Here is a 20,857-nt window from a genome sequence, read left to right as displayed (position 1 = left end):
TTTGATTACCTTATTTAAACAAGCGAGTAGCGGTCCGCCGCTACCCTGTGGTCATGCATCAGTTCTTGGGCGTCGAGGGCCAGCAGGAATCCGGTGTGGCTGCCGGCGAACTGCCGCAGCCAACCATTCCGCGCCAGCTCGGCAGGCAGGCCGGCCATTGCAGCGGCATCGGCTTCGTCCGACAGCAGCACGGACACGGCCGTGCCGGCTTGCAGCAGCGCCGGCACCCGCGCCGCAAAGCTGCGGCCTGCCAGCAAGCCGTGCTGCAGCCGGTATTGGCGCCATTCGCGATACAGCGCCGGCATGCGCTGGCGCAGGCTGGCTTCGGCTATACCGTCCAGCATCCCGCCCAAATCTTCGGCTTGGCCCAGCTCGCTGAAGAACTCGATGAATTCGGCGAATAGTCCGGGGCCCTCGAACAGCCGGGTATCGAGGTTCGGATCGAGGAACACCAGCCTGTCGATCCCATCGGCCAGTGCCGGATGCCGCTCGAGCAGCGCCGCCAGCATCTCGGCCCCGAGCGAATAGCCACCCAGCCACACCGGTCTGCCGGCTGCCGCCAGCAAGGGCTGTAGCGTTTGCAGCAAGGCGGTTTCGAAGGCGGCTTCCGACAGGGCCTCGGCCGCTTCCGGTGCCAATGTCAGCACCGATACCGCTACCTGGCCCGACCAGCGGTCGGCCAGCGCCTGCAACTCCTGCAGCCCGCCCAGTGCCGGCGGCAGCAGGATCAGGCTCGGTGTGCCGGCCACATCGGCATTCAGCTGCCGCACGCTGACCGGCGCCGCCGATTCGCCCAGTCGCCGCGCCGCGATCAAGGCCTGCTGGCCGGCAACGGTGGCATGGCGGAAGACATCGACCGGGCTGAAACTCACGCCGAAGCGGGTTTCGATCTGGCCGGCGAGCCGGACGGCGCTCAGCGAAGAACCCGACACCAGGAAGAAGTCGGCATCCCGTCCCAGCGGGCCTTGGTAATTCAGGCAATCGCGCCAGCACGCCATCAGGGCAAGCAGGTCCTCGTCCTGTTCGATTTCGCCGGAGACCGGCTGTGCCCGCTCGCGCCAAGCGTGGAACTGCGCCACCACGCCTGCCCGGTCCAGCTTGCCGGTGTCGGTACGCGGCAGCTGGGCCAGCGGAAAGATCGCCGAGGGCAGGTGCGAGCGGGTGTAGTGGCGGGCCAGATGCTGCTGCAGCCCGCCCAGGCTGTCGGGCTGGCCTTCCACCGCCAGCACCAGGCAGGCTTCGGCCATGCCGGGCCAGGCAACGGCCGCCCCGGCAGCCAGCACGCCGGGGTACTGGCTGGCCTTGCCTTCCAGCTCGCCCAGGCCGATGAAATTGCCGCGGACCTTGCAGCTGTCGTCCATCCGGCCGCGCAGGAAGTACTGGCCATCATGGCCGGCCATCGCCATGTCGCCGGTACGGAAGTAAAAGCCGTTTTCGTCGCTGCCAAAGCGTTCCGCTGTCCGCTCGGGGTCGTCCAGATAGCCGTGCCGGGCAAAGTCGCCATGGATCAGCAGCTCACCCCATTGGCCGGGCCGCAGTCGGCGGCCTTCCGCATCGACCACCGAGAAGGCCACGTGGGCAAACGGGGTACCGATCGACAGCGTAGCGCCGGCCTGGACCTGGCTGCAATCGAGCATGGAGGCGGCAATGCAGGTCTCGGTCGGGCCGTAGCTGTTCCATATCTGCATATGCGCGCGCAGCCGGTTGATGTCGGCCGGCGCAAGGAAGTCGCCACCGCTGATGCAGACGCGCGGAAGCGGCTGCAGATCGCTTATGCGGTTCCATGCCGACAGGAGTGCCGGCGCCGCCGAGATGACATCGGGCCGCCGTTGCTGCAGGAAGGCGCGCGCCTTGCGTTCGTCCAGCAGGCTGTAGCGGTCGACGACCAGGCTGGTCCCTTGCATGGCCCAGGCCAGCAGCACTTCTTCGAGATAGCCGTCGAAGCTGGGCGAGAATTGCTGGGTGACACGTACGCCGGCCGGCAGCCGCAGTCGTTCGACCAGCGAGGCCAGATAGGCGGCCACGGTCTCGGCGGCCACGCAGATGCCCTTGGGCCGGCCGGTGGTGCCCGAGCTGTACAGGATCCAGCCGGTCGGGTTGTCCGCCAGCGTCTTGACGCTCTCGAACCCTGCCCAGTCGAAGGCGAGCGGGGTGACGGTTTCGCGGCCGGTGTCGATCACCAGATCCGGCGCTGCGTGCTGCCGCACTTCCTCCACCCGGGCCTCGGGCGTGCCGTCTTCCAGCGCCAGGTAGGTGGTACGGGTCAGGAAGCAGGCGGCCAGGAAGGCCTGCAATTGACGGCCGGTCGTGCCCAGGATCAGTGCCCGCCGCACGCTAGTTACGTTCAGGCGTTGTACATAGCCGGCCGTCAGCGCGGCAAACTCCTGCCAGGACAGTTCGCCCGCATCGTCGATGACAGCCGGCCGCCCGCCCAGTTGCAGGAAGCTCTGCCGCAGGATGGCATCGATGGCGGGGCCGGACTCATGCCGCACAGCGGGACGGAAGCTCGCCGTGGCGCCCACCCAATCGTCCACCTTCCAGTCGGCCGGGGCATGGCTGGCCAGCTGCTGCAGCAACTCGCGCCAGCATGCAGCCAGCCGCTCTATCCGGGCGGCAGTGAAGAGGGTTGGCTGGTATTCCAGCGCCAGCCGGCATTGCCCGTCGCCGTGCTGGATCGCCAGGCTAAGCGGCCCCTGTGCTTCGACGCCATTGCTGTCGGTCGCGACAGTCGGCTCGGACGCCCCCCCTTCCAGATAGGAGTAGGCCACATTGAGCAGGGGGTTGCTGCCGAACCGGCGCGGATCGGGTTCCAGCAGCGGGAATACTTCTTCGACCGGGAAGAACAGCTGTTCCATTACCTGCCACTGCGTATCCGCCAGTTGCCGTGCGTAATCGGCGAAGCTCGGGTTATCGCGGCCGAAACGCAGGCTGCAGGGCACGAGCGAGACGAACATGCCGACCGTCTCCAGCCCTTGCCGCGCACCGTAGGCATTGGCAACCGAAATGGAAAAGGCGTCGCTGCTGCCTTCCCGCGCCACCACCAGCCCCCACAGGGCAAGAAAGAAGCTGGCCGGCGTCAGCTTGAGTTCGGCGCACACGCGCTGGCAGGCCGCCTGCTCGGCGGCGCTCAGTTGCCAGCTCAGGCTGGCCATCCGGCCGCCCTCTTCCACCGCGCCGTGGCCGAATGGGTCGAATGCCAGCCCTTGCAGGTAATCGCGCCAGAAACGCTGCGCCGTCTCCCACAAGGGCTGGCGGCGTGCTTCCGCCAGTGCCAGTGCGTAATGACGGTAGCCTGGGCCGGTAGCCGGCAGGGTTTCGCCGTCCAGCAACCGTTCGAAATCCCCGCGCAGGGTCGCCATGGCCGGTTCATCGACCAGGATGTGATGGATCTGCAGCTGCAGGCAGCCGCCCTGCCCGTCGGTCTGCATACAGGCGCGCAGCAAGGGCCCTTCTTCCAGCGCGAAGGGCTGGTTCCGTGCCAGTGGCCAGGCCGCCGGTTCGACCAGCACGTCGCTGGCTGCCAGTTCCGGCAGCACTTCGGCATACGGCGTACCGTCGGCCTCGACCCGGTAGCGGGTACGCAGGATATCGTGCCGCTCCAGCAAGGCCTGCAAGGCCGTGGCCACCGCTTCCTGTGCTATCCCGGCCGGCAGGGGAATCGCCATTTCCAGCAGATAAGCCAGCGATTGCGGATACAAGCGGTACTGCGCATACAGGCGCGCCTCCTGCGAGGACAAGGGGCCGCGCCCCGCCTCGCCCGCCGGCACGCTCGCCAACAATCGCTGAAAGCTCGGGCCGGCTGATCCGACGGCTGGGCCAGCCGGGCTTCGACCAAGCCGGCGAGGCTGGCGATGCTGTCGTTGCGGAAGAATTCGAGCAGCGGTACTTCGACCTGGTATGCCTGCTGCAGCTCGGCCAGCATGCGGGCCGCCCGCAGCGAATGTCCGCCCAAGGCAAAGAAACTGCGGTCTACCGACAAAGCGGCCAAGTCCATTTCCAGGGTGCGGGCCCAGCACGCGGCCAGCCAATTCTGGATGGCGCCCTGTGGCGGCACGACCGCCTCGGCCGCGGCTTCGCTGAGCAGGGCTTTCAGGCGCGGGCGATCGAGCTTGCCGTTGCGGTTAAGCGGCAATGCCGCCACCCGCGCGATCTGGCCCGGCACCATATAGGCCGGCAGGCGGGCGGCCAGCAAGGTCCGCACCTGCTGTTCGCCCAGCTCGGGACCGGCCGCGACGACGGCGCCAAGCCGGGCATGGCCCAGCTGGTCGGCCAGGCCGATCACGGCCGCCTGGCTGACGCCCGGTAGCTCGCACAGGCAACGCTCGATCGCATCGAGCTCCACCCGGAAGCCATTCACCTTGAGCTGGCGATCGCGCCGGCCCTGGATTTCCAGCTCGCCCTCGGCATTCCAGCAGCAGATGTCGCCGCTGCGGTAAAAGCGTCCGCGCAGCACGGTTTGATCGACGTCGATAAACGACTTGGCCGTCAGGTCCGGCCGGTTGAGGTAACCCAGTCCCACCCCTGCCCCGCCGATCAATAGCTCGCCCGGTACGCCCAGCGGGCAAGGTTCGACCGTGCCGGGGAAGACGATGGCGCACTGGTAGCCGCCGATGGGCTTGCCGATGGTGATGCGCTGGTGGTTGGCATGTATCGGCGCACAACTGGTCAAAACGCCCGTTTCGCTGGGGCCGTAGACATGGAACAGCTGGTAGTTGTGCTTGCTGAAGCTGCGCAGGCTCTCGCCGCCGAAGAACAACTGCTTGAATCCGGCGATTTCTCCCTGGGCCATGATGTCTTCGGCCAACACCGTGGTGGCGAACAGTTGGTCTATCCCTTGTTCGCTGAGGAAGCGCACGCATTTGACGGCATCCACCCGCGCTTCCTGCGGCAGCAGGACCAGCTCGACATCCAGCAGCATCGCTTCGACGCACTCCAGCACGAAATAGTCGAACGCGTGGTTGCTCATCGATGCCACGCGGGACCGGCCGGGGCCATACAAACTGCCTTTTTCCTGCGCCAGGTTGAGCAAGGCCCGGTGGGTGGCGATGCAGCCCTTGGGCTGGCCTTCGCTGCCCGAGGTCATGACCACGCACAGGCTGGCATCGGCTTCGACCGCGAGGCCGCGTTCCAGCCAGGCTGCGTTCGCGCCGGCCGGCGTGTTGGCCTCATCCAGCGCGGGCAGCAGCAATACCTGGCAGTTCCTGGCCTCGAAAAAGCCTGCCAGCGCAGCGCAACCGGCCTCCAGCAACACCACGCGGGTCCGATGTACCGCCATCACGCTATCGAGCTGCGCCTCCGGTTGGCTATCGGGCTGCAGGCAGAACGGCTTGCCGATACGCATGCAGACCAGCGCGGCCAGGGTGGTTTCGGGCCCTTTGGGGCCGACGATCAGGATGCAGTCGCCCAGCGCATCCCATTCCGGCCAAGCCGGGTCGGCCAGCAGGTGATCGGTATAGCGCGCAAGATCGGCAAAGCGGGTGGATTGCTTATCCACCTGCAAAAACGGGCGATCGGGCCGCGTGCGCAGCGCGGCGGCGATCGCGTGGGCCAGGTTGGGATAAGGCAAGGGGCCTGCCGGCATGGGGCTCGACAAGGCGGTGATACGTGCCTGCTCGGCTGCCGGCACCCAGGCCATCGAACCCAGGGGCGCCGCCGGTTCCGCCGCCATGCCTTGCAATAGCAGCATGAAACGCTCGGCGATCAGCCCGACGATTTCTTCATCGACCCGCTGTTTGGCAAAGCACAGCTGCAGGCGGGTGGATTCGGGCCCGGCCGCGATGCCGATCGCCAATCGATAATCGGCCAGCTTCACGCCTTCCAGCGGGTCGCCGGTCTCGGCATACGCGACCAATACTTCGGGCATGGGCGCCAGTTCGCCCGCGAGGACATCCGCCGCCAAGCCGCTGCACAATTCGGCCGCCTGCCGCCACAGCGCCAGCTCGCTGCCGAACAGGCGCTTGACGGGTTGCTCCAGATCGGCGGCATCGATCTTCCAGGCTAGCGGCAGGCAATGGCCGTCCGTTTGCCAGGCCAGCACGCCTTCCGCCTCTCGGCAGTGCAGGAACGCGAGGTATTTCAAGCAGGCCGAGAACAGCGACTGGCGATGCAGGGCCGACGCGGCTGCCATGCTGAAGATGCGCTGATGGAGCGCGGCCGGCAGCAAGAACGTCAGTTTCGTCGGTACGTCCGCTGCGCCTGGCTGGGCGCTGGCGGCAAAGAAGGGGCAGTCCCGGTACTCGGGGGCGGCCTGTTGCTGCATAAAATCCCTCAACGCCTGTTTGCGGGCATTGAGGGCGATGGGGTCATGCTTAGGCATAGCTGGGGGTTCCTGCCTCAGTGGTGCGGATATTGATTGCCAACGCTTCTTCGAGCAGTGAACGGAACAGCGCTTCCCAGTCGGCGTTGCCGTCGGTGGCGCGATACCCGAGTGCTTCCAGCCGGATATCGAATCCGCCGGCGTGTTCGGCGATTTCGCACGTCAGCTTCCAATGCGCTTGCGCGCCGCCGATGGCGGGTGTCTCCAGCTGCCGGCACGCTTGGCCGGCGATATGGCCGGCAAAGCCCGCGCGCTGGAAGTAGCCGAAGAAGGCGGGTGCGAACAGCGCATCGTGGGCAAGCTCGGGGCAGCGCGCTGCGAGGGCTTCGGCGTCGAACAGGTAGTGGCGGCAAGCCTCGCGTACGGCGAGGCTGATGTTGCCGATATCCGCCGCGCTCAAACCGCTCATCGGCACCGCTGCCCGCACGGGTAGAACAGCCATCAGCGGCGCCAGCACGGCCTGCTGGGCGAGTTCGTCGCGGCCGTGGAAGATCATCGAGGTGAGTTGATCGGGCGACTGTTCCAGCCTGGCCTTGAGATTGAGGAAGAGCGCCATGAAAAATTCGGACAGGCTGATCCTGAGGCTGCTGGCCAGCGCATCGATCTGCGCCTTCTGCATGCCATCCAGGCTGAATTGCCAGCTACCGTTGCGGGCGGCGGCCGCAGCGGGGGGCGTAGCCGCTTGCCAGCCCTGCAGCCGCGCTTGCCAGTAATCGGCATGGCCATGCCGCAAGCCGGCAAAGCGCGCACCATGGAAGGCACTCGAATACGCGCTCAGGCTGGCCTCGGCGGGTGCTTCGGTATCACCGCTGGCGAGTTCTTCCAGCAGTTGGGTCATCCCCGAGCCGTCGATCACCGCATGGGAAATATTCAAAAGCAGCAAGGGTTGTGCGGCATCGCCGATCCAGCGGCCTCGTACATTGATACCGTCGTCGAGCGAGAATGGCTGCACGAAGTCGCGCAGATCCTGTTCCAGCGAACCCAGCGTCTGGCGCTTCTCCAAGCGGAACAGAAAACGCGGCGCGGGCTGTAGATACACCTCGTCGTTATCCAGCACGAAGCGGGCGCGCAAGCCCTCATGGCGAGCAAATACCGCTTGCAGCACATTGCGCAGCACTTTTTGGTCGGGCTCGGCCTCGAATGCCAGCGCCAGGTAGCTGTTGTTGGACAAATCATGCGGATCGAGCCGAATCGCCTTGAAGATGGCTTTTTGCACCGGCAGCGCACGAATCCGGCCATCGCCGGCCGGTCCCGCTGCCGCAACAGCCGTCTCGCCGCGAGCCAGTTCGGCGTCGATCAGCGCGGCCTGGGCGGCCAGTTCGGAGTGGGCGACGATGGCGCTCAAGGAGAGATTGACGCCGAATGCCTGGCCGATGCCGGCCATCAGCGCCACCGCCAATAGCGAATGCCCTCCCGCTTCGTAGAAATGGGTTTGCGGACCGATGGCGTTGTGGCCGATCAGTTGCGCCCAGACCTCGGCCAGCCGGGTTTGGGTGCCTTCGGCCAGCGTGGCGGCGCTGGCATCGGGGTTGGCCATTGCGTGCGGCGACGGCAGCGCCTTGCGGTCGAGCTTGCCATTCGCGGTGACGGGGAAGGCATCGAGCCAGACCAGATTGCCGGGCACCATGAAGGCCGGCAAGCTGAGCAGCAGATGTTCGCGCAGCGACTGCTCGCTGGCGGTTTCGGCGGCCGCTGGCGTGAGGTAGGCCACGAGCCGTGCATCCCCCAGGTCCTGGCGCAGCAAGACCAGGCATTCCTTGACGGCCGGATGGGACTGCAGTGCAGCCTCGATTTCACCCAGTTCGATGCGGAAGCCGCGCAGCTTGACCTGGAAATCATTGCGTCCCAGATATTCGATCGCACCGCCAGGCAGGTAGCGCGCCAGATCGCCGCTGCGGTACATGCTGCCGCCGTCCGGGTGGAAGGGATCGGCAATAAATTTCTCGGCGGTCAGCTTGGCCCGCCCCAGATACCCGCGGGCCACCCCAACGCCGGCAATATGCAGTTCGCCCGCCACGCCAATCGGGCAAGGTTCGCCCCAACCGTCGAGGATATGGATGCGGATATTGTCGATCGGGCAACCGATGGGCACGACCCCGGTGGGGGCCGCATGGCGGCAATCCCAGGCGGTGACGTCGATGGCCGCTTCGGTCGGACCGTACAGATTGTGCAGTTCGACCGTTGGAAAGCGTTCAAAGAAACGGCGCACACTGGCCGCCGGCAGTGCTTCGCCGCTGCAGAACACCTGGCGCAGGCGCGTATCCGCTTGCACTGTTGCATGGTCGAGGAAGGCCGACAGCATGGATGGCACGAAATGCAGGGTGGTAATTCCGCGCGCTGCAATCGTTTCGCTCAGATAGGCCGGGTCTTTGTGGCCCTCCGGACGCGCCACGACCAGGCGCGCGCCATACATCAAGGGCCAGAAGAACTCCCATACCGAGACATCGAAGCTGAACGGGGTCTTTTGCAGCACCGCATCGGCCGAAGTCAGTCCATAGGCTTTTTGCATCCACACCAGCCGGTTGACGACGCCGCGATGCGCGTTCATCACACCCTTGGGGTGGCCGGTGGAGCCCGAGGTGTAGATGACGTAAGCGAGCTGGTCTGGGCTGGCGCCGCTAGCCGAGCGGGGCAGATCGCTCGCATCCAGCCCTGACCAATGCGCACGACCGGTCTCGAGGTCAAGCACACGGGCCCCGGTCTGGGCGCTGTAACTGCCCAGCACGCTGGCTGCGCCGGCTGGAATCGCCGCGTGCGACAGCACCACCACGGTGGCGGCGTCACGCAACATGTAGTCGAGCCGCTCATCCGGATAGTGCGGGTCGAGGGGTACGTAGGCAGCGCCGGCTTTCAGTACGGCCAGCAGCGCGATCACCATTTCCAGGCTGCGCTCGGCACAGACGCCGACCAGGCTATCCGGCCCCGCGCCATAAGCCTGAACCAGGTGGCGAGCCAACTGGTTGGCTTCGCGGTTCAGTTCGCCATAGCTTAAGCGGCTTTCGCCGAATTCAAGCGCAACCGCCTCGGGTGTGCGCTGTGCCTGGGCCTCGATCAGTTCATGCAGACACGCCTGAGCGGGAAAGGCCGCCTCTGTCAGGTTCCAACCGTGCAAAATTTGTTCGCGTTCCGCTGCCGGCATGGCGATCAGGCGGCCGGCGACCTTGCCGGGCGCCGTGGCCAACGCGTCGGCAATCGATTGCAGCGCGGATTCGACCCAGTCGCCGATCCGCTGGGCATCCTGGCCCTGCTCGACCTGGGCATTCAGGACAAAATCGTCGCCCAGATCATCGACATTCAGCGCCAATGGATAAGGGGTGCGATCGTTGACGCCCGAGTAGCTGATGCCGGGCACCGCCGACGGCGTGTCCGCACAAAATGGCTCGGCCGACAGCATCCGTTCAATACCGCTGTGGCGGAAGTTGAGCAAGGCGGTAGCCAAGGGGGTATTGCCTGGCAGTTGCGCCGATTTTTGCGCCAGTGCCAATTGCGCCTGCTCATGCTCGATCAACTGCGTCAATGCATCCTGGGTGCGCCACAGGCAGTCGAGGACCGAGTGTTGACCCAGCTGCAAACGGATAGGCAGCGTATTGATAAACAAGCCCGGCGCGGTCTGGGCCGCTTCGCCCAGTTGCAGGCGACCCAGCAGCACGGTATTGAATACCACGTCGTCGCGTCCGCCCAGCCCGGTAAGTACCTTGGCCCAGGCCAGGTGGAAAATGGCCGCGACCGTGACGCCATGCGCGCGCGCCTGTTGCCGGATCCCGCCGGCCAACGCGGCAGGCAGGCGACGTTGGGCCTGGACCACCACCGCATCGCCGGCCAGCACCTGGCTTGCCCCCAGCGGCGCGGGAATCGGCTCGTAGCCGCCCAGCATGGCATCGAAATATGCCTTGTGTGCCGCTTGCCGGCGCGCCCGATCCGGCTCCGGCTCGGCTAGGGCCGCGAAAATCGCGAGCGGCGGGGCTTCGGCCAAGGGACGGCCCAGCAGACGCTGGTCGACTTCCTGCTGGATCAGTTCCTCGGTCGCATGGTCCATGGCCAGATGGTGCATCTGGTGCAGCAGCACCCATTGGCCGGACTGAGGGTCATGGCACCAGCTACAGCGCTGCAGCGGAGCCTGGGCAAGATCGAAATCCTTATGCGGGGCATGGGCGCGTTGTTGCAGTTCACGCACGCCATCCGGGCCGCTCAGGGTTTCAACCACCAGCGGCGCCGTACGCCAGACCACCTGCAGCGCTTGCGCCAGACCCTGGTGCACGATGCCGACCCGCAAGGCGGCATGGCGCGCGATGGTCGCCCGCAGCGCATCGAGCCAAGCATGCAGCAAGTCTTCGCGCGCAAAGCGCACCACTTGCCACAGCACGAAGGGATCGCCTTCCGGGTGCGCCAGCAGATGGAACAGCATGCCTTGCTGCATCGGTCCGAGCGGACCCGCGGCTTCGATATTGGCCAGCCCGCCCGGCACGCTTTCGGCAAGCACGGCGAGCGCGGCCGGATCGAGCGCGGTCAGCGCACCGCTCGCCTGCGGCAAGGCCGGCGCGCCGACCATCTGCGCCGTCGGCTCCGGCAACTGCAAGGCCAGTTCGGACAGAAGCGGGTATTTGTACAGGGCATGCATCTCGACCATGACGCCGCGCCGCCGCAGCGCCAGCATCACATTGACGATCTGCAGCGAATGTCCGCCCAGATTGAAGAAATTGGCGTTGCGGCCGATGCCGGTTATCCCCAGCTGCTCCCCCCACACCTCGACCAGCATCTGTTCCGGCGCTGTCCGGGGCGGTTCGAAATCCAGGCCCGAGTAAGCTAGCTGGTCGATTGCCGGCAAGGCGCGGCGGTCGATCTTGCCGCTGGTGGTCAAGGGGAAATGCGGGAGAACGGTAATCACGGCCGGGCGCATGTAATCCGGCGCCTTGTTTTGCATATGGCGGTGCAGGTGATCCAGCAGGCCCGCTTCGCTCTGGTGTTGCAAGGCCTGTGCCGAGGCGATCACGTAGGCAAGCAGGCGATTGCCGCCGGCTTGTTCCTGCTGGGTCAGTACCACCGCATTGAGTACGGAGGGATGTTGCATCAACAGGGCTTCGACCTCGCCCAGCTCCACCCGGTAGCCCCGGATCTTGACCTGGAAGTCCAGCCGGCCAAGGTATTCCAGGGCGCCGTTGGGCCCTAGGCGCACCAGGTCATTGGTGCGGTACATGCGGCCGTTCGGCGCCAGCGGGTGCTGAATGAATTGTTGCGCGGTCAGTTCAGGACGCTTCCAATAGCCCATGGCAACCCCGGCACCGGCGATGCAAAGCTCCCCTTCGCCTCCATCGGCGACCGGACGCAGATCCTGGTCCAGCACATGCAAGCTGGTTTCGGCGATGGGCTCGCCCAGGCACACCGACCGATCCGGATGGACTTGATCGATCGCCGACCAGACCGTCGTTTCCGTCGGGCCGTACATATTCCAGGCTTGGGTGCCGGTTTCGACAAAGCGCTGCTTCAGCGACGACGGCATGGCTTCGCCGCCGCACAGGGCCCGCAGTCCCTCGGCATTGCGCCATCCGGCCAGGAACAGCATGGTCCACAGGGCGGGCGTCGCCTGCATGATGGTCGGCTTGACCTGGGCGATGCAGTGCATCAGGCGTTCGACGTCGCGCACCGTTGCCCGGTCCGTCAAGTGGCAGCGCGCGCCTTGCGTCAGCGGCAGCCACAGTTCCAGGCCTGCAATGTCGAAACTGATGGTCGTGATGGCAAGCAATACGTCGCTTGCATCCAGTCCGGGCCGCTGTGCCATCGAGCGCAGGAAATTGGCCAGCGCGCTGTGCTGGACCATCACGCCCTTTGGCTTGCCGGTACTGCCGGAGGTGTAGATCACGTAGGCCAGGTTATCCCCGCCGAGTGCGACCGGTTCCAGCGGCGCATCCGGTATCGCCGGCAGATCGTCGATCAGCAGCAGCGATACGGTTTGCAGCACATCGCCCAGCAGGGATGCGACCTGCTCGCGCTCGGCCTTGCGCGTCAGCACGATACGGGCATCGCTGTCTTGCACCATATAGGCAAGCCGTTCGGGCGGATGCGACGGGTCCAGGGGGACATAGGCCGCGCCCGCCTTGAGTACGCCGAGCAAGCCCACCACCATCTCCAGCGAGCGATCGGCCAGTACGGCGACCAGCTCGTTCCGGGCGATGCCCCGCTGGCGAAGCACGGCTGCCAGCTGCGTGCTGCGCTCGCTGAGCTCCCGGTAGGTCAAGGCCTGCTCGCCGAAGGAAACGGCCAGGCGGTCGGGCGTTCGTGCTGCCTGGGCATCGATTTGCTCGTGAACCCACGCATGCCCACCCAGCGACGTCATGTCGGCTCCGGCATGGTCGGAATGGTTTTCCAGCAAATGGTTAACAAACATGGCTCTCTCTGTGTGATTCGATCATCTGACCGTTTTTCATGGTGATCAGGGCGTCGGCCTCGGCAAAATACTCATCGTCGTGGGTGACCACGAACACGATGCGGCCCTGCGCCTTGAGCAGGGGGAGCCACTCCCGGTAGAAGGTAGCCTTGGCACGGGGATCCTGGTCGGCCGCCCATTCGTCGAGCACCACGACCGGGCTGGGGTCGGCCAGCAGCATCGCCAGCGCAACCCGCTTGCGCTGGCCGGTAGAGAGCCGGATGCTGGTAAAGGCGCCATCGGCTTCCAGCGCGGTCTTGTCGGCCAGGCCCAGGGTGGCGATGTTGTGATTGATCGCCTCGCGCGCCTGCAGCAAGGCAGGGTCGTAGACGCGCCGCAGCAGCCAGTTGTCGCTGAAAATCGTGCGGGTCAGCTCCTGCAGCTGGCCGGAGGACACCACGGCGCCATCCACCTTCAGGGTGCCCTGCTCCGGCGCATACAGGCCCGCCAGGATCATCGCCAGGGTGCTCTTGCCCGAACCATTGCCGCCGGTCAGGAAATAAGCCTTGCCGCGCTCGGCCCGCAACGACACCGGCCCGATGCCGAAGCTCTCGCCGTCGCTGGTGGTCGGGTAGTGAAAACGTACCGCCGACAGTTCGAGCGTGCGCACCACGCTTGGCAGCTGCGCCGCTTGCCCGGTGGCGGCCGGTTGGATCGACTGGCGGAAGGCGACCATGCTGCGCCGCAGGCTTTGCAGCCTGACCAGCTCGGGCACGGGGCTCATCACCCCGTTGAGGGGGCCGATCAGGTACAGCAGGATGATCAGGTACTCGCGGGCGGCCGCTCCGTCGAAGCCGGCGATCAGGAAGGGGAAGACCAGGGCCACCGCCACCAACAACACGGTCAGCAGCGATTCGCCGACGAAGAAGGCCCCCAGGAAGCCCTGGTCGTAACGGATGCGGAACTGCTTGAAACGCTCCGATACCGCCAGTGCATGCTGGTAGAAAGCCCGCCGCACCACGTCCCGCCGCAAGCCCTTGTAGCCCTTCTGCAGGTCTTCGACCGTATCCATGAACTCGCTGCGGCTTTGCAAAGCCTGCGGCATGATGTGGTCGGCCCGCTCCGACACGAAGTGGTACAGGATGATCATCGGCACCACGCAGGCCAGCAGCACGGCCGTGGCCACCAGCGACTTGAAGATCATCAGGTAGGCGAACAGGAAGATGATGGTCAACAGATTGGTGAAGAAAGGCACGAAGGCCAGCACGCTCTTGGCCAGTTCCTGCGAGTCTTCACCGACCACCGACTGGATCTTGCCCGGCGAGAGTTGTTCCAGGCTGCGATAGTCGGCGGCCAGCAGGCGGCGGACGATCTCCATCCGCCAGCCCTGCACGAAGGCGTGGCCAAAGTGCATGATCTGCTGCTCGGCCGCCTTGCGGCAGGCGATATAGAAATAGACGCAGCACAGCAGTAAAGCGGCACTGGCGATGAGATTGACCTGGCCGCCGTCGATCGCCTGCAGGATGCACAGGATCAAAGCCGAGTTGAGCAGGCCCGATACCAGGGTCAAGCCCACCACCCTGACCACCATCAGCGTCGAGAACACTCGGCTGTCGAAACGTTCGCTCTGGCGTGCGGCCAGAAAGAAGAACAGGCTGACCGCGTTGGTCAGGAACACCAGCCCGCCGGCCGCGAACGGCAGGCTGGCTGGCCCCCACACCAGCATATTGGTCCAGCCCAAGCCCCATGCCAGCGGCGGTGCCGTGGCCAGCAGCAGCCCAAGCGCCAGATTGTGCGCCAGCATGCGGCCGGCAAAGGCCAGGCCGCTTTCCTTCCTGGCCGACTGCACCAGGCTCTCGCGGATGATGCTGGCCTCCATCCGGCTGGCCAGATCGCCGCCCTCCTCAGGCGCGGTGGTGCGGCGCCGGCACAGCCACCACAGCGGACCCAGGGCTAAGCCCGTCAGCCAGGTCAGCACGGTCAGTACGCTGGCGGCACGGTCGCCGCTATCCGCCGCCAATTTCTGCGGTAGCGGCTGGGCGGCACCATGGCGCAATTGCTCGAAGGCGGCACGGCCCAACTCGATCACCTGGGGGCTGTTGCTGTTGCCGAGCAAGGCCACGCCCACGCCGGTTTGCGGGTCGAAGGCCACATAGGCGCCACCGTCCGGGTTCTGGCCGGGGTGGCTCCAGCTGGTGGTCTGGCCGGGTTCGACATCCCAGCCATAGGCATAGCCGGCGGCACCGGCGGCCGCATGCGGCTGCTTGGCCCGCTCGCGGGCTGCATACAGGCCAGCCAGCCCCGCATCGCCGGCCGGTACCGGCCGCAGCAGGAACTGCAACCAGCGCCCCATGTCCTCGGGCGTGCTCACCACGTAGCCCGCCGGCGTGTTCTGCCGGTAGCGCGGCGCCGGATAAGGCCGGGCGCTGCCAAAGCCGATCTTGTAGCCGGCGATGCGAGAGACCTGTGCCCCGACCGGGTCGCCATCGACGAAGGTCTGCGGCATACCGAGCGGCAGGAACACCTTTTCCCGCAGCAGGGCGGCAAACGGCTTGCCTGCCGCCCGTTCGGCCACCAGCCCCAGCAGGCTGTAATTCAGCGTGGCGTACTCTTCCTTGCTGCCGACCGGGTGTGCCAGCGGCACATCCTTGAGCAGGGTCGGCAATTGCGACAACGCATCGGCGCTGCCGGCGGGCCGCAGCAGATCGAGCGTGTGCTCGGAGATACCGCTGGTGTGGGACAGCAGGTGGCCGAGCGTTACCTTGCCGTAGCCGGACTTGGGGTTGGCGGCGAGTTCGGGCAGCCAGCGGGTGACGGCGTCGTCGCGGCTGAGCTTACCCTCGCCTTCCAGCACGGCGATCAACAGGCCGGTCACCGCCTTGGAGCAGGAAGCGAGTTCGAAGGCACCGGGCTCGGCCCGGCCAAGCCGCAGGCTGCGGACCTGGTCGCCGACGACCAGGCTCAGGCCGCCGGTCGGCACCTGCGAGGCATCCCAGCGCTGTTGCAACTCGCCGATCAGCCGGTCCGGGTCGGCGACAGGCTGGGGAGCCGCCGCCACGTGCAGGCAGCAGCCCAGCAGCAGTGCAAGAAAGTGCTGCAAACGAAGCTTATTCATCGACTTCGCTCTCCTGCCGGGTGCCGGCGCCGCGCAGCTTGCGGCGGGCCTGCAGCGCGCGCCGCTTGTCGTCCAGCGCTGGCGCGGCGGCGGCTGCCTCGGCCGCCTCGGCCGGCGCGAGTTCCTTGCTCAGCTCGCGCAGCGATGCCGCCTTGAACAGCAAGGCCACCGGAATCTCGCGCCCCACGCGCTGTTCCAGCCGCTTGGCGAACTGGATCAGATCGAGCGAAGTCGCCCCCAGGGCAAAGAAGCTGGCATCCACATCCAACCCTTCCACCCCGAGAAAGCCTTCCAGCATGGTCGTCATGGCCTGCAGCAGGGTGTCGGCATCAGCGCCCTGCAGCGATTCGGCCGCTCCGGCTGCATCGGCTGCGGCGGGGCCGGCGGCAAACAGCATCTGCCGGGTGCCGGCCTGCTTTTCGAGCACCAAGCCGATCGGCAGCTTCGATACGGCGACATAAGGCACCGCCAGCTGGGGTACCAGTGCAGCCATTGCCATCGCGATCCGTACGCCTTCGGCATCGCTCAAGCCCTCTTCGCGCAGCTTGGCGGCAAAGCCGTGGGCCTCGGTCCGCTCGGGCATGGCGATAACGAGCTTGCCGACATGCTTGCCCTGCGCCATATGGCGGAACGCCTCGCCGACCTCGCCGGCCGGATAGACGCGGGTGGGCATGGGCCGCAACGCCTCTTGCGCCAGCAGCTCGGCTACCTCGGCCCAGGCGGCGGCATAGGCTGGGTGCTCGGCCCCTGCCTGCACGGCATGGAAGCTGCCGCCCTCGGCAAAGATACCCAGCCCCAGCTGCCAGTTCTGCAGGATGTCGCGCAGGCCCAGTTCCAGGAAGCGGCCCTGCGGAGCCAGCAGCGATACGCTCTCTTCCAGCAACTCGCCCGCCAGGGCGTTGAGGATCACGTCGAACGGCCGCTCGCCCAGCTGCTGGCGGAAAGCGGCGCCGAATTCCCGGCTGCGCGAATTGGCGGCGCCCCGGGCACCCATGCCCAATAGCAACTGGCGTTTTTCCTCGCTGCCTGCCGTTACCCAGACTTCGGCGCCCAGGTAGAGGGCAATCTGCATCGCCGCCATACCGACACCGCTGGCCGCCGAGTGGATCAGCACCCGTTCGCCGCGCCGCAGGTTGCCGGCGTAGCGCAGGGCGATCCAGGCGGTGGTAAAGGCCACCGGCACCCCGGCCGCCTGGCCGAAGCCCAGCACGGCCGGCATTTTGGCCACGACTCGCCGGGGCATGAGCACGTGCTCGGCAAAACAGCTATGGCCGGCGCACATCACCCGGTCGCCCGGCTTGAGGTCGGTCACCTCGTCGCCGACACGGGTAACGACGCCGGCCGCCTCCTGGCCAAAAGTCATGGCAGGATCGGTGGGTTCCGGCAGTACTCCGACTGCAATCAGCACATCCTTGAAATTGAGGCCGGCCGCACGGACTTCGATTTCGACTTCCTGCGGGCCGGGCTGGCGGCGGGCTTCATGGCGAGTCGCAAAGTGGAAGTCCGCCCGCAATTCGGGCTCGGCCGCCAGGCGCATCACGCCGTGCCGGCGGACTTCCGCATCCCGCAGCGCGGCCGAAGCATCGACCAGCAGCAGGTCATCGATGCCAACCAGCAGTTCACCGGCTGCCGAGCAGATCTTTACCTGCAGCAGCTTGTTGCCGCCGAGGTCCGTCACCTGCACATGGCTTTGCACGCGGTCGGTCATTGCGGCGTAGCGGGTAAAGCCGCCGATGGAAACCGGTGCGAACTGCACATCCTCATCCAGCGGCGAACCGATCAGCGTGGCGGTGTCGAGCAGGGCCACGTGCACATCGCAGGCCGCGGCTTCGCCTTGGTAGGCAGCCGGCAGCTGTAGCTGGCTGAGAATGGCGTCCGGCGCCAGTCGATCGACCGCCACGACATTGCGCCAGCGTGGACCGAACTGCAGTGCGGCCTTCGGGCTGATTCCCACGCCATCGACGGCACGGAACAGGCTGTCGGTCGGTGCCGTCAGCACGGGCACGGCGGGTAGGGGCTCAGCGAGGCGGACCTTGCCGCTGGCGTGGCGCTGCCAGCCGCCCGGCGAGAATTCGCCATGGCCCGAGTACAACTCGAAAGCATCGAAATCGCTGCTGAAGCTCACCACCACATCGGGTTCGGCACCCTCGACGGCGACCAGGGCTTGCTCGATGGCAATGTTCTGCAGGCTGAGCGGCGTGGCAGGAGCCGGGTGCGAAGCCAACAAGGCCTTGCGGACCAGCGCCACCATGCCCATCGCCGGCATCACGGCGGTGGTGCCGTCAAGCCGGTGCTCATCCAGCCACCAGTCTTGCCTTGCGTGCAGGCGGTCGCGCCACAGTACGCCTGCAGCCGGGGCTTCCAGCGCCTGGCCCAGGGCTCGGTCCAGCTGGTGGGCGGAACGCGTTGCCATGCCGGACTCGGCCCAGTCATCCCAGGCGATCGCCAGTGCCCGCCCGCCCTCGCGCCGGACCTGCCCGGCCCAGGCTTCGAGGCAGGCATTGGCGGCGACATAAGCTACCTGGCCGACCTTTTCCTTGGGCAGCAGATTGCCCAGGCTGGAGAACAGCAGCAGGGCCGGATTGCCCAGCAGCTCGCGGTTACGGCACAGGAAGCGGGTCCCGGTGACCTTGGGCGCCAGCGTGGCCAGCGACTCGGCTTCGTTGCGCAGCTGGATCATCGCGCCTTCGCCACGGCCGGCGGTATGAAAGACATAGTCGATGCGGTTGCCGCCGGCCACCAGGCGGAATACCGGTGCGAACGCCTTGGCCAGGCCTGCTTCGTCGGCGAGGTCCGCCGCCAGCACGATGACCGTGCTGCCGGCGGCTTCCAGGGCCATCACCTCTTGCAGGAAGGCCGCATCCGCGCCCTCGGCGGCGATCCGTGCCGGCCAGTCGGACCGGGGCGACAGCGGCTTGCGTACCTGCAGCAACAGGGTGCAGCGGTAAACCTCGGCCAGATGGCGGGCGATCGCCCGGCCCATGCCGCCGTTGGCGCCGGTAATCAGCACCCTGCTCTGCCGGCTGAAGGCCGGCAGCGTGCGGTCCAGCGGCTGCTGCTGCAGCCGGGTACCCACCTGGCGCTGCCAATAGCCGCCCTGGCGGTAGCCGTACAGCTGGCCACCCTGCCAGCCCTGTGCCAGCAAGGGTTGCAGGGCCTTGGCGATGGCGGCGCCGGTCGCTTCGGCCGGCAGGATATCGAGGCAAAGGGCACGGAGATCCGTAAACTCTTCAGGAATGATTTGCAGCGGGCCCAGTAGTTGGGATTTTTCCGCATCGACCTGCTCGCTCGCCTGCCAGCCGGCCACGCCACTGGCGGGGAACAGCAGGCGCAGGCTGGGTGCGACGGCTTGTGCCGCGCTCCAGCGGGCCAGCGCCAGCGGTAGCCAGAAGGCCCAGAATTGCGCCTGCCGCGCGTCCAGCTCGTCGAGCAGGCTGGTCACGATCATGTCCATGGCCGGCGACGACACCAGTCCCAGCTGCGCGAGCCGCGCCTGCAGTTCGCCGTCGATCTGGTTGAAGTCGCCGTCCCAGTCGCCGAGTTCGACGATGTGGCTGCCGGACTCGCGGCCAAGGTCGGCCAGCAAGGTCCGTTCACGCTCGCCGGCCTGGCGGCACAGCAACCAGGTCGCCGGCGCCGCACCGGTCGAGGCGGCTGGCCGGGCCGGCGCCAGCGGCGCCCATTCCATGCCGTGCAGATGTTCGCCGAAGTAGAGCGAGGCCACGGTCTTGCCGGGCGTGGCAGCGCCGGCCAGCGGCGGGCAAACCCGCCGTTCGAAGGCATGGCCCGGCAGGTGCGCGCGCGGCGCCTCGCTGGCGCCGGCTGTCTGGAGCTTAGGCCAGGCGAGCTGACCGCCACTCTTCCAGATCGTCGCCAGACACTGCAGGCTGGCTGCGACTTCCTGCTCGGCGCCCTGGCTGCCGAGCGTGGGCAGCAAGCGCTCGGGTGCGAGCGCCAACCACTTGCGGGCGTTCTGCAACAGATCGGCGCCGGCGCCAATCTGCATATAGAAACCGGCCGGCAGATCGTCTTCGGCCGCCCGCAGGGCAGCGCCCAGCTGTACCGGCGACAGCATCTGGCTGACCCAGTAGCCGGGGTCCGTCATATCGGTAGCGGCCAGCTTACGGCCCAAGGCCGTGGAATAAATGGCGCAACGGGCCGGCTGCAAGGGGTAGCGGCGCAGCACCTCGCCAAAGGCATGGGCGGCGGGCTCGATCAGCGGGGTGTGGAAGGCATGGGAGACCGCCACCCGGCGGAAGGTAAAGCCCTCGCGGTCCAGCCAGGCTTCGACCTCGGCAGCATTGGCTTCAGCCGTCGCCAGCGTCCAGCTGCTGGGGCTGAGTTCGGCGATACGCCATAGCATGGCCGGAAATTCGCCGTCGAAACCCTTCTTGCGGCTGGCGGCAAACACGGCGCCGCGCGGCATCGATTCCATCAGGCGCGCCCGTGCCACCACCAGCTCCATGCCGGTTTCGGGGCTGAATACCCCCGCCACGGCCGCCGCGGCGAACTCGCCCAGGCTGAAGCCGCAGACACCGTCCGGTGGACCGGCCAGTTCGCTCAGCCAAAGTCCCAGCGCGGTCTGCAGCGCATACAGGATGGGCTGCAACTGCAAGGTCGATAGCTGCTCGGGTTGGCGAACGCAGTCGACCAGATAGCCGGGCGCCAAGGCCAGCAACTGCTCGGCCTGCGCCAGCAAGCCAAGATAGCGCTCGCCGAAAACCGGAAAGCGCTCGGCCAGCAACAGGCCCATCCGGGGCGATTGCGAACCCTGGCCGGGGAATAGCCAGACCTGGCCCTGCCGTGGCGTGATGGCGCCATCGAGCAGGGACCAGGCCTCCAGCTGTTGCTGCCAGCCGGCGCCATCGCCGGCAATAAAGGCCGCCCGGCTGGGGTAGGCCAGCCGCTGTCCGGCCAGCTGGGCGGCAATGCGGCCCATATCGGCTTGATCGAGCGGGGCGAGCGCGAGCTGGGCCGACCAGCTGGCGACCAGGCTGGCCAGCGCCTGCGGGCTGGCGGCCGACAGCGGCAGCAACTGCGGCAAGGACGACACCGTCCGGTCGCG

5 protein-coding genes are annotated in these 20,857 nt (G+C 66.8%); all 5 read right to left on the bottom strand.

What is annotated here, in order from left to right:
- Positions 1 to 14: 14 nt before the first annotated feature.
- From FNU76_RS21630 to FNU76_RS21610, 5 genes are read right to left on the bottom strand one after another with little or no spacing between them, the layout of a single operon-like run.
- The gene (locus FNU76_RS21630; protein ID WP_144280125.1) at positions 15 to 3,737 is read right to left on the bottom strand and encodes a condensation domain-containing protein; all 3,723 of its coding nucleotides are present in this window, start codon (positions 3,735 to 3,737) and stop codon (positions 15 to 17) included.
- Positions 3,638 to 6,316: an AMP-binding protein gene (locus FNU76_RS21625; RefSeq protein WP_144280124.1), complete on the bottom strand. Its 2,679-nt coding sequence runs from the start codon at positions 6,314 to 6,316 to the stop codon at positions 3,638 to 3,640. The genes FNU76_RS21630 and FNU76_RS21625 overlap by 100 nt, the downstream gene beginning before the upstream one ends.
- Positions 6,309 to 12,698 (bottom strand): non-ribosomal peptide synthetase, encoded by a 6,390-nt coding sequence (locus FNU76_RS21620; RefSeq protein ID WP_144280123.1) that lies wholly within the window; start codon positions 12,696 to 12,698, stop codon positions 6,309 to 6,311. The genes FNU76_RS21625 and FNU76_RS21620 overlap by 8 nt, the downstream gene beginning before the upstream one ends.
- On the bottom strand, positions 12,688 to 15,792 hold the full coding sequence (locus FNU76_RS21615) for a serine hydrolase (protein ID WP_144280122.1): 3,105 nt from the start codon (positions 15,790 to 15,792) through the stop codon (positions 12,688 to 12,690). The genes FNU76_RS21620 and FNU76_RS21615 overlap by 11 nt, the downstream gene beginning before the upstream one ends.
- Positions 15,785 to 20,836, bottom strand: a complete 5,052-nt coding sequence (locus FNU76_RS21610) for an acyltransferase domain-containing protein (protein WP_223879130.1) — start codon at positions 20,834 to 20,836, stop codon at positions 15,785 to 15,787. The genes FNU76_RS21615 and FNU76_RS21610 overlap by 8 nt, the downstream gene beginning before the upstream one ends.
- Positions 20,837 to 20,857 lie beyond the last annotated feature (21 nt).

Source organism: Chitinimonas arctica (assembly GCF_007431345.1).
Classification (GTDB): domain Bacteria; phylum Pseudomonadota; class Gammaproteobacteria; order Burkholderiales; family Chitinimonadaceae; genus Chitinimonas; species Chitinimonas arctica.
This window is presented reverse-complemented; position numbering and strand designations above follow the sequence as displayed.

Excerpts from the sequence above, each read along its gene's own strand:
- FNU76_RS21625 (WP_144280124.1), bottom strand. The coding sequence starts at position 6,316 with ATGCCTAAGCATGACCCCATCGCCCTCAATGCCCGCAAACAGGCGTTG.
- FNU76_RS21620 (WP_144280123.1), bottom strand. The coding sequence starts at position 12,698 with ATGTTTGTTAACCATTTGCTGGAAAACCATTCCGACCATGCCGGAGCC.
- FNU76_RS21615 (WP_144280122.1), bottom strand. The coding sequence starts at position 15,792 with ATGAATAAGCTTCGTTTGCAGCACTTTCTTGCACTGCTGCTGGGCTGC.